The sequence below is a fragment of the Pontibacter sp. SGAir0037 genome (genome assembly GCF_005491705.1).
Lineage (GTDB): Bacteria > Bacteroidota > Bacteroidia > Cytophagales > Hymenobacteraceae > Pontibacter.
The window spans coordinates 2,109,022-2,120,390 of sequence record NZ_CP028092.1 but is presented as its reverse complement, the minus strand read 5'-3'; the positions used below and the strand labels follow the sequence as shown (position 1 = coordinate 2,120,390).

Below are 11,369 nucleotides of genomic sequence, written 5' to 3'. Positions count from 1 at the left end.
CCTGCTGAGAAATAAAAATCCATTATATTTAAAAAAATATGTTTCGCACGGAAAGTGACAGCCTACAAATGAGTAAAAAGCCTCAGTATAGATTGAAAGACATTGCTTTTGAGCTAGGTTTGTCTACTTCTACCGTTTCAAGGGCTTTAAGCGATCATCCGCACGTAAGCGAGGATACAAAAGAACGCGTAAAGGAGGCTGTAAACAAGGCAGGGTACCAGTTAAATGCAATGGCATCCAGCCTTCGGAAAAGCAAATCAAATATCATCGGGCTTATCGTTCCGCGTATATCCATGTACTTCCAGTCTTCGGTGATAACAGCTATTCAGAACGTACTGCAAAAGCGCGACTATAACCTGATGATTTTCCAGTCGAATGAATCGCCGGCTCTGGAAAAACAGCTTGTGAATGTGCTGCTTGCCCTGCGGGTGGAGGGACTGATTGTTTCTTCTACCTTGTATACGGAAGACTTTTCCCATTTTGATGCTTTTGCAAAAGCGAATGTACCTCTGGTATTCTATGATAGGGTGCCTAAAGGGTATTCGGCTCATAAAATTCAGGGGGAGGATTACCAGGGAGCCTATAAAACAACACTTCACCTGCTGGAGAAGGGGTGTCGGCGAATTGCACATATCAGTGGCCCGCTAAGTTGTAGTCTTTACAGAGAACGCCTGGCAGGCTACCAGGATGCCCTGAAGAAATTCAATGTTCCTTTCGACGAAAGCATCGTATCTTTTCAGGAGTTAACCTATGAAAATGCCTATAGAACCTGTGAGTCTTTGTTTGCTGCGCTGCCTTATCCTGATGCGGTTTTCACCTGTAACGATACAACAGCCATTGCAGTGCTGGATTACGCCAACACCATAAAACTCCGTATTCCACAGGATTTTAGACTGGCCGGCTATTCCAATGATCCCCGGGTGCAGATCATACGACCCTCCATTACGTCTGTTGAGCAATTTCCTTACGAAATGGGGGAACAGGCAGCAGCATTAATCATGGACTTAATTCATCAGAAAATAGAACCAGGCAGAAGCTTTATTTCACTTACATCGCCGGTAGAACTTATCGTTCGGGAATCTACAAAATGAAAACTAACCTGTTAAAGCTTAAATTTATTTTACTAAAATTATATAGAAATAAAGCCATTCTAATTTGGAATCTGCAATCGATTGCGGTAGATTAGTTGAAATTAAATATAATAGATCATTTAACTTCTTTAGTTACTTGGTTTAATGATAGTATTCGAGGTAAGAGATTACTCGCTTAATGGTTTATTATTTAGAACAGCAGAAGCTATTACTTGTGGCTAATGCCTCAGCGCATTTGCCATTGCATCATAAAACATAACATGAACGGAATAGAACAGTTTTCATTGAAAGGAAAAGTAGTCGTGATGACAGGGGCTACGGGTATATTGGGAGAAGCGATGTCTCTTGCTATAGCAAAGGCTGGTGCAAAGGTGGCTATACTTGGGCGTAATCAGGAACGTGCAGCAGAGAGAGTAGCTGCGATTAAAGCCGCAGGCGGTGAAGCTATAGCCATACTTGGCGATGTGCTGAAGGAAGAGCAAATGCAGGTGGCCAAAGATGAAGTACTGGCGAATTGGGGCACCATTGACGGCCTGGTGAATGCTGCCGGAGGTAATATACCGGGTGCCACTGTTATGCCTGACCAGGATCTGTTCAATATTAAAATAGCGGACACACAGAAAGCAGTGGATCTGAACCTGTTCGGTACCATTATTCCCACCCACGTTTTCGGAAGGGTGATTGCCGAAAAAGGCAAAGGAGCTATAGTTAATATTTCTTCCCTGACGGCGCAACGCCCTCTAACCCGGGTGCTTGGCTACACCATGGCAAAAAAAGCAGTAGAGGCTTATACCCAGTGGATGGCAGTGGAGCTGGCCCTCCGCTATGGAGATGGTGTACGGGTAAATGCTATTGCGCCCGGCGTGTTCTTAACAGAGCAAAATCGCACACTGCTGCTTAACAGCGACGGAAGCTATACAGAAAGAGCACAGAAGTTTATTTCGAACACACCATTCCGGAGACTGGGCAATCCGGAAGAACTGACCGGAACGCTTATCTACCTGTTGAGCGATGCTTCCCGGTTCGTAAGCGGGGAAACGCTGCTGGTGGATGGAGGATTTAATGCCTTCAGTGGTGTCTAATTAAAAAAGCAACAACTTACATATGCCTCTATTACAAAGCTGGAGATGGTACGGGCCTAACGACCCGGTTTCCTTACAAGATATTAAACAAGCCGGTGCAACCGATATTGTAACGGCACTGCACCATATACCTAATGGACAGGTATGGACTGTGGAGGAAATACAGAAGCGAAAAGATGAAATAGAACAGGCCGGGCTGGTATGGAGCGTGGTGGAGAGTGTGCCTGTTCATGAAGCTATTAAAACCCAAAGCCAGGGCTTTGAAACCTACATCGATAACTACAGGCAATCCATCCGGAATCTGGCAGCCTGTGGCATCTATATCGTTACCTATAATTTTATGCCGGTGCTGGACTGGACACGCACTGATCTGAGCTATGAAGTGGAGGATGGTTCGAAGGCACTACGCTTTGAAAGAGCCGCCTTTATAGCTTTTGATGTGTTCATGCTTCAGCGGCAGGGTGCAAAGGGCGACTATACAAAACAGGAGTTGGAAAGGGCACAGCAGCGGTTCAGCAGCATGCAAGCTAACGAGAGGCTCCTGCTGCAGCGAAACATCATCGCTGGTTTGCCTGGCAGTGAAGAGAGCTTTACGCTGGAGCAGTTCCAGGAGGCGCTGGATGCTTATGCAGGCATTGATGCAGAAAAGTTGCAGCGGCACCTGATATACTTTCTGCAGAAAGTGGTACCTGTTGCCGAGGAGGCAGGCGTGAAATTGGCGATCCACCCCGACGATCCACCCTATAGTATTCTGGGGCTGCCGAGGGTGGTAAGTACTGCGGCCGATGTGGAGGCATTGATACAAGCGGTTCCTTCCCCGAGCAACGGCCTATGCTTCTGCACCGGCTCTTTTGGCGTGAGGGAAGACAATAACCTACCCGGTATGGTGCAGCAGTTCGCTGACCGCATTTACTTTGTGCATCTGCGGAGTACACAGCGCGATGCAGAAGGCAACTTTTATGAAGCCAATCATTTAGAGGGCGATGTCGATATGTATGCCGTGATGAAGGAGCTCATCTCAATTAACAGAGAGCGGGAGCAACCTATACCATTCCGGCCAGACCATGGCCATCAGATGCTTGATGACTTGCGCAAGGTCACCAATCCGGGCTATTCTGCTATCGGCAGGCTGCGCGGGCTGGCAGAGCTGCGCGGGCTGGAAATGGGCATTGAAAAAACAGTTTATGCTGATTAAGAAAAGATAAGTTGAATCTGACAGGTAGTTCAGGAAGCAATCAGAAGGGACAAGATATTCTCCTTTCCAGGCTTCGAAGCGGACACTAAAACAGATCAAGAAGATTAAAAGAACAGTGAATGGAAAAGAAAGTTTTACGGGCTGGGATCGTTGGTTCCGGCTTTGCTGCAAAATTTCATTATGAGGCGCTGCAGCGGGTTTTCAGTGCCAAAGTAGACATAGCCGGTGCTTATTCTCCCTCTTCGGAAAACCTGCAGGCTTATACAAGCGAGCGAAGCCTGAAAGCATTTAGCAGTTTGGAGGAGTTACTGCAGAACTCCGATGTAATCCATGTCTGCACGCCACCCGTCACACACGAGCCCATTGTAATAGCCGCGCTCCAACTGAACAAGCACGTGATTGTGGAGAAACCATTCACCGGGTATTTTGGTGATGGCAGCGAAGATTTCAACGGCGATACCTTTTCACGTGAAAAAGGACTGGAAGCTACATTGGAGAGTCTAAAAAGGATGCTTCAGGCCGAGAGAGAAAGTAAAGGACTTATTATGTATGCGGAGAATTGGGTATATGCGCCGGCCATACAGAAAGAGCGCGAAGTACTGGAGAAAACCGGGGCCCAGATTATCTGGATGCATGGTGAGGAGTCCCATTCGGGCTCGCATTCACTGGCCTATGGGCAATGGAAGCTTTCCGGAGGAGGCTCCATGATCGGGAAAGGGTGTCACCCTTTGTCGGCAGCCATCTACCTGAAACATGTGGAGGGCAGAGCCCGCAACGGTAAACCTATTCGTCCTCAAACTATCTCAGCCCGGACCCACGCCATTACACGCATGCCCGGCTTCAGGGATGAAGGGCATTTACGCACAACTTACAAGGACATTGAAGATTTTGCCATGCTGCACGTGGTGTTCGAAGATGGTACTATTGCCGATGTGTTTGCCAGTGAACTGGTGCTGGGAGGAGTGCATAATTGGATTGAAGTAAACACAAATAACCATAGAACGATCTGCAACATACATCCTAACAATGCCATGCAAGCCTATACTCCAGCCGAGCGTTATTTCAAAGACGTGTATGTAGTGGAGAAAACAGAGACGAAGCAGGGCTGGTCTTCCATGTCACCTGATGAAGCATGGTTTGCCGGGTACCAGCATGAAATGGATGCCTTTTACAGGTCGGCTGCCTTAGGAGAACCGGTGGAAAGCAACAGTAGCCTGGCGGCGGATGTGATTTCTACCATTTATGCCGGGTATGTTTCCTCTGAAAGGAAGGGAGCTGAAACACCGATCACCATTTTGTGATCTTCCCATCAGGAGAATTATCTGAAGGAATGTATAAAAATTAAGTGTTGTATAGCAAAAGAGAAGGCAGGTATCCATGAAGATGTAGTGCCTTAACCAGTAATCAGAGTTAAATCAATTATGGGAAATACTAAAATAAGCGAAAGAGGCACTGTAGAAAGAGCCAAAACAGGTAATTATCGCTGGATCGTCTGTATCTTACTTTTCTTTGCAACAACCATTAACTACATCGACAGACAGGTTATTGGCTTGTTGAAGCCCACGCTCGAGAATGAGTTTAACTGGACGGAGCTTGACTATGGGTACATCATCATGTTCTTCTCTGCCTCATATGCTCTGGGATATGTCATTTTTGGCAGCATCATCGACAGGGTAGGCTCTAAACTAGGTTACTCCATATCGGTAGCCGTCTGGAGTATTGCTGCTATGCTGCATGCAGCAGTAAGAACAACGCTTGGCTTTGGACTTGTAAGAGGTTTATTGGGTTTGTCGGAAGCGGGTAATTTTCCTGCAGCGGTTAAAGCGGTGGCAGAATGGTTCCCGAAAAGAGAACGTGCCCTGGCAACTGGTATCTTTAACTCCGGGACCAGCATTGGGGCCGTGGCTGCACCTCTCCTGGTTCCGTGGATATTAGGTGCTTACGGCTGGCAGGAAGCCTTTCTGATAACGGGTGCTTTAGGCTTTGTATGGCTGGTTCTTTGGTGGTTCTTCTATGAGGTGCCTTCCCGGCAGAAGCGACTATCTGCTGCTGAATATGAATTCATACACAGCGACAATGAAGCTGCCTCGGAGGAAAATAAAAGCGCTATAAAGTGGAGCCGCCTGTTAGGCATCAGGCAGACGTGGGTCTTTATTATCGGGAAAGTTTTAACCGATCCTATTTGGTGGTTCTTCCTGTTCTGGCTTCCTTCTTATTTTGCTACCACCTTTAAATTAGACTTGACTAAACCAAGCCTGCCTTTAGCTGTTGTTTATACAGCCACAACGTTCGGCAGTATTGGCGGAGGCTACCTGTCATCTTATCTGATAAAGCGGGGCTGGCCAGTGCTTAAAGCTAGAAAGACGACTTTACTGATCGTAGCTTTTGTGGTGCTGCCTATTCTGCTGGCAAGGTACGCAACCGACATATGGGTGGCAGTGGGGATTATCAGTTTAGCAGCTGCTGCACACCAAGCCTGGAGCACGAATATCTTCACGATTGTCTCGGATATAGTACCTAAAAGAGCCGTAAGTTCTGTTGTGGGGATTGGTGGTATGTCGGGTTCTATTGCTTCAACTGTTTTCCCTTTGTTTGTAGGTTCGCTGTTGCAGCACTACGAGAACTTAGGAAATACCAGCGCTGGCTACAATGTATTGTTCATCATCTGTGGCCTTGCTTATCTGACTGCCTGGCTCATCATACATTGGCTTACCAGGCGCATGAAACCAGTAGATTTATAATATCTGAATGTTAGCATCAGTAAACATGATCAAGCCAAATATTTTATACCCTAAGGGAATGGCTGGCGTCTTTAAATTAAATTTAAATATGAAAAAATGCCTTTATCAACTCTGTATACTCGTAACTGCAGGTGCCTTGTGCTGCTGTCAGCACAGTGGCTCCAAAGATGCACAACGAGCTTCGGGTACACCCGGAGAAGTAACACAGGCCGAAGCTGCAAGAGTTAGCCTGGAGTCGTCTCCTGTTGTAGCTCCTGAGAAATCAATAGACCTGATGCAGGTGGCAGAGGGGTTTGAGGTAAAACTGGTTGCGGCAGAGCCACTGGTGAGTACACCTGTTGCTTTAACGTTCGATCATAACGGGCGCATGTGGGTGGTGGAAATGGAAGGCTATATGCCAGATACTGTTGGCACCGGTGAAGAGGTGCCAACTGGAAAAGTGGTGATACTGGAAGACAGTAACCAGGACGGCGTGGCAGATAAACGGAAGGTCTTCCTGGATTCGCTGGTGTTGCCCCGGGCTATATGCCTGATTGAGCAGGGTATTTTGGTTGCAGAACCGCCCAGCTTGTGGTACTATGAAATAATGAATGATAAGCCAGGGAAAAAGACGTTGGTTGATGCCGCTTATGCAGAGGGTGGTAATGTAGAGCATCAGCCTAACGGCCTGCTCCGCGCGATGGATAACTGGATATATAACGCCAAATCCGATAAAAGATACAGAAAGGTAGGAGACAAGTGGGTGATTGAGAAGACACACTTTCGGGGGCAGTGGGGTATAGCACAGGATAACTATGGGAGGCTGTACTATAACAACAACTCCGAAAATGTATTGGGAGACTACTTCGCACCCGGCTTAGGGGCCACCAATAAAAACCAGCGGGGCGTAGCCGGTTATAATGAAAAGGTAATTGCCGATAAGCGGGTCTATCCCATCAGACCCACACCTGGTGTAAACAGGGGGTATATGGAAGATATTTTAGATGATAGTCTGCGCTTGATAAACTTCACTGCCGCCAGCAGCCCGCTCGTTTACAGGGGGGACTTGTTTGGCAAAGCGTATGCGTCGAACGTTTTTGTGGCTGAGCCGGCGGCAAACCTCATTAAACGGAACATACTTGATGAGAAAGGGTATGTCATCAATGGAAAGCAGGCTTATGAGGGCAAGGAGTTCCTGGCAAGTATCGACGAACGTTTTCGTCCTGTAAGCCTTTACAATGCACCGGACGGTTCACTTTATGTTGTGGATATGTACCGTGGAATAATTCAGCATAAAACCTACTTGACCACCTATCTTAAAAAGGAGATTGGGCGCCGCGATCTGACGCAGCCGTTGAGCTATGGCCGTATTTACAGAATAGCTCCTAAAAAGAAAGAGGCAGAGCCGGTGAAGCTCAGTGAGAAGCCGGCAGAACTGGTGAAGCACTTAGCACATACAAATGGCTGGGTACGGGATAAGGCCCAGCAAATGCTCGTTGATGGCCATTATACCCAAGCTATACCAGCCTTGCGCGAGGTTATAGCAAAGCAAGGCAATTCTTTACAGGCTATGCACGCACTTTGGACTTTGGAAGGGTTGGGGGCATTACAGCCGGAAGAGGTGGTTGCCTTGCTGAAACAGCCAAACTGGCCAATCCGTATGCAGGCCCTCAGTGTTTTACCTTCTGTTCTCACCAAGAGTTCTGCTCCATATTATGTGCCCGTATTAGAGCAAATGGTGGCTGGTAACGATACACTGGCAGCACCTTATGTTGCTTTCCTGGCAAACCACATACAGCGCTTTAACCAGGTAGCAGCTCGTGGCTTGTTACAGCAGCTTGTTAAAAAGTATCCTGAAAATGTTTATGTGGCAGATGCGGTAATTAGCAACCAGCAAGGCCGTGAAAAGGCATTTCAGACAGAGGTGCTGGCTTTTGCTCCGGATACTGCGCTTGCCGTTAACAAGCGTTTGCAACGTGTACTAGCTAATATTGATCGCTCAAGAGAAAAAAATGATGCACAAGCGCTCGTAAAAGAATTTCCGAAAGGAGCCGCTTTATTTGCGGCCTCCTGCCAGACATGCCACGGAGCCGATGGTAACGGTGTCAAGTCGTTGGCACCACCGCTTAATCAGTCGGAGTGGGTAACGGGTAAAAGAGAGCAACTTATATCTATTGTTTTGTTTGGGCTAACGGGGCCGGTGCGGGTGAACGGGCATTTATACCGGGCCCCAGAAATTAACGGAGATATGCCTGGTATTGGTTACGATAAGGATCTGTCGAATGAAGATGTGGCGCAACTGCTCAGCTTTATCCGCAAGTCGTGGCGCAATGATGCTGATAAAATTATTCCCGAAGAAGTAGGAGAGGTGCGGCAAAAACTGAAGGACAGGCAAAAGGCCTTCACTGTAGAAGAGCTAGAAAAAATGTAACTGCCTTCATGCCCAGAATTGTCTCCTCCTGCAGCGCAGAAGCCTTGTGGTGAAAGGGTTACAGAAGTTTCTCTGGCTATAAGAGGAGCGAGAGGGGGGGACGAGCTATCTGATAACTAATCACCCTGCGTAACAGTGCTCGAAAAGCGTGAAGCATAGTAACTAATTACTATGCTTCACGCTTTTTCTCTTGGCTACCTTTCTACCTGCAGTTATCTGCCGATGCGCTACTTAACCTTTCACCATTTGATGCTTCGCTGCAGGCATGCGATGGTGCGATAGTTCACCTGAGCCCTTCTGCTGAATCTTATTGTTTGCCATATAGGAAACGGCAAGAATGCCCAGTACCACGAGTGGCATCAGCATAAACCCGATGTTCCTATCTACACAGGCATGGCTGATGAAGGCGAAGATCAAATTAAACGTGAGCCCTGCGTATGCCCATTCCTTTAGCCTGGCGGGTGTTTTAGGGTAAGAAATGGCTAACACTCCGAGTACTTTACAGATGATGAGCGTATAGGCAAAGTAATCGGGGTAGCCCAAAGGCTTTGTTCCTGCATTTACATACTCCGGTGCAAATAGTATGGTGCTTAGCGGCATTACACCTTCCCATAGCACTAGTATGCCCGTTGCCACCCAAAAGATTATTCTCTGCTTTTTCATATGCATTGATTGTTAAGTTGTTTCTTCATTTATTTAATACTTCCGACAGAGTTGTTTAAGACGTTTATTTAGGGTGACCCTACCGAAAGTATTCCTGCTTGTGCCATATGGTTGCTCGTCCTGACGGTTGTGAAATTACTACATTCAAAAGTACAACAGACATGGAAATGAGACCCGGTGCGAAAACGACAACTTTGGGGGCTAATTATGACAAAACTATGTTTATCTTTATTACACTTAATGTGTGTTGATTATGCAAATTTCAGTTTTTGTGCCGCAGCATGGGGTAATAGAAGCAATTACGCCACCTTACAGAGCCTTTCATACTGCCAATGAGTTTTTAAGAGCATTTGGGGAAGAGCCCGTTTTCGAAGTAGAGTATGTGGGCTTACACGAGTATGTGCCTGCCAGCAACGGCGAGTATACCATAAGAACAAACAGGCTGCTCCAGGAGGTGGCTCAGACTGACTTACTTTTTATACCGCCTGCCTTTGGCGATACTGACAAGGGCATACAGGCCAATGCGGAAGCAATCCCTTATTTTAAAAAGCTACATAAGGAAGGAGCAAGTCTTGCCAGCTTGTGTGTCGGTGCCTTTCTTTTAGCTGAAACAGGCTTGCTCAATGGCAGAAAGTGCTCTACCCACTGGGCCCATGTAAATGAGTTTAAAAAAAGGTATCCCGACGTAGAAGTAGAAGACGGAGCCATTATTACGGAACACGACAATATATACAGCAGTGGTGGGGCAAACAGTTTGTGGAATTTAATTCTGTACCTGATCGAAAAATTTGCCGATAGACGAACAGCTGTCATGTTAGCAAAATATTTCGCCTTGGATATCGGCAGAGACAGTCAATCTCAGTTTACTATCTTCAGAGGTCAAAGAAATCACGGTGACGGAGGCATTCAGAAAGTTCAGGACTATATTGAAAAGCACTATGAAGATAAAATAACGATAGAAACGCTGGCAAATTTAATCAACACCGGTCGCAGGACTTTTGAAAGAAGGTTTAAAGAGGCTACCAGCAACACACCTATGGAGTACATGCAGCGAGTAAGAATAGAGGCCGCCAAAATCTCTTTCGAAGCATCCATTAAGAATGTGACGGAGATCATGTTTGAAGTTGGCTATACTGATACCAAAGCCTTCAGAGATATTTTTAAGAAGCTGACGGGACTTACTCCGATCGAATACAGGAATAAGTTTGCAAGGGTGGCGCATGAGGTGTAGCAGGAGCTTTGGTTACATTGTTTAAAATGTTGGGTACTCCTGCTGGCGAAGGGAAGCCCGTTTCATTTCCTTCTAACAAAAATACGGGGTCCTGTTGATTGCCTCAGCAGGACCCGCTTTCCCGGCTGCTCTACAGGAACTCCACCCGTATTTGCACCCGCTCGGCATGGGGCTCTGTGGTAGGTTGCACCCGAACCAGGTCCCCCTCCTGAAAATACACGGCGAGGCCCCTGATGATGCCGATGGCAAAGCCAGCCATCCTGCGCTTGGAGTGATAGTCGATGATCAGGAGCTTCTGGCCGACAGCCGTTACGTGCAGCGGGGGTGGGTTGGTTTTATCGTTCTCTCGCTTGATTCCCCCGTGCATGTGGGAGCCGATGTTCAGAAGCGTGTCGTAGGTTTTCCAGGAAGGATTTACGAAACGCTTGAAGACCAGCAGCAGGTCAGGCACCAGAAATTCTCCGAAATCTGTTAGGAACTTGTCGTAGGCAGCGCCCTGATGGCGGGCTGCAGCTGTAATGATGGCAAACAATTCGCTGATCGGGTACACCTGGTTCATCTGGTAGGGTTCGTCTGCTCTCTGAGACAGCCCCTCGCTGTGCAGTATGTTAAGCCAGGCACTGAAGTCCATACTGCTCTCTACGTACCGTTTCAGGAACAAGAAGATGGACCCGTGCATGCTGTCGTTGGTAAGCGTATGCATCTTAGTCTAAAAGTAAATAGCGAGTCACTAAGTAATCTCGAAGATAAGAAAAAAGATCCTTGTTGCAAGCAATGCTGTGACATTGCCCGCTGACTGTTTTAATTAAACATAATAGTTGGCTACAAGTAAAGAACCTCCATACCGAAGTACCACCCTTTGCTGGTAAGTCAAAAACTTGTTTAGCTTTTTACCGGGCGTTTATACGAATGGAGCAACGGGACAGTTTCTTGTGAAAGGCCATGGTGTTCTGGCC

General features: G+C 47.1%; 9 protein-coding genes. 7 read left to right on the top strand and 2 right to left on the bottom strand.

The window, feature by feature from the left end; all coding sequences use genetic code 11:
* Positions 1-68: 68 nt before the first annotated feature.
* The 6 genes from C1N53_RS08550 to C1N53_RS08525 all read left to right on the top strand — a co-directional run bounded on the left by C1N53_RS08550 (position 69) and on the right by C1N53_RS08525 (position 8,519).
* Complete coding sequence (locus C1N53_RS08550) at positions 69-1,091, top strand: LacI family DNA-binding transcriptional regulator (protein WP_137761445.1); 1,023 nt, start codon at positions 69-71, stop codon at positions 1,089-1,091.
* A gap of 260 nt (positions 1,092-1,351) precedes the next feature.
* Entirely contained in the window at positions 1,352-2,173 is an 822-nt protein-coding gene (locus C1N53_RS08545) for an SDR family oxidoreductase (RefSeq protein ID WP_137758904.1), read from the top strand.
* Positions 2,174-2,195: 22 nt separating this feature from the next.
* Entirely contained in the window at positions 2,196-3,368 is a 1,173-nt protein-coding gene (uxuA, locus tag C1N53_RS08540; protein ID WP_137758903.1) for a mannonate dehydratase, read from the top strand.
* A 119-nt stretch (positions 3,369-3,487) separates the two neighbouring features.
* The gene (locus C1N53_RS08535) at positions 3,488-4,669 is read left to right on the top strand and encodes a Gfo/Idh/MocA family protein (protein ID WP_137758902.1); all 1,182 of its coding nucleotides are present in this window, start codon (positions 3,488-3,490) and stop codon (positions 4,667-4,669) included.
* 120 nt (positions 4,670-4,789) lie between these two features.
* Positions 4,790-6,109, top strand: coding sequence for an MFS transporter (locus C1N53_RS08530; RefSeq protein WP_137758901.1), 1,320 nt, complete (start codon positions 4,790-4,792; stop codon positions 6,107-6,109).
* A gap of 88 nt (positions 6,110-6,197) precedes the next feature.
* Complete coding sequence (locus tag C1N53_RS08525) at positions 6,198-8,519, top strand: c-type cytochrome (protein WP_137758900.1); 2,322 nt, start codon at positions 6,198-6,200, stop codon at positions 8,517-8,519.
* Positions 8,520-8,750: 231 nt separating this feature from the next.
* Here C1N53_RS08525 and C1N53_RS08520 read toward each other — a convergent pair whose 3' ends face one another.
* A complete protein-coding gene (locus C1N53_RS08520; protein WP_137758899.1) occupies positions 8,751-9,182 on the bottom strand; it encodes a DoxX family protein in 432 nt (143 codons plus the stop codon).
* A 253-nt stretch (positions 9,183-9,435) separates the two neighbouring features.
* Here C1N53_RS08520 and C1N53_RS08515 point away from each other — a divergent pair, with 253 nt between their 5' ends.
* Complete coding sequence (locus C1N53_RS08515) at positions 9,436-10,413, top strand: GlxA family transcriptional regulator (RefSeq protein ID WP_137758898.1); 978 nt, start codon at positions 9,436-9,438, stop codon at positions 10,411-10,413.
* Between the two features lie 130 nt (positions 10,414-10,543).
* Here C1N53_RS08515 and C1N53_RS08510 read toward each other — a convergent pair whose 3' ends face one another.
* The gene (locus C1N53_RS08510; protein ID WP_137758897.1) at positions 10,544-11,116 is read right to left on the bottom strand and encodes a heme NO-binding domain-containing protein; all 573 of its coding nucleotides are present in this window, start codon (positions 11,114-11,116) and stop codon (positions 10,544-10,546) included.
* Between the last annotated feature and the right edge of the window lie 253 nt (positions 11,117-11,369).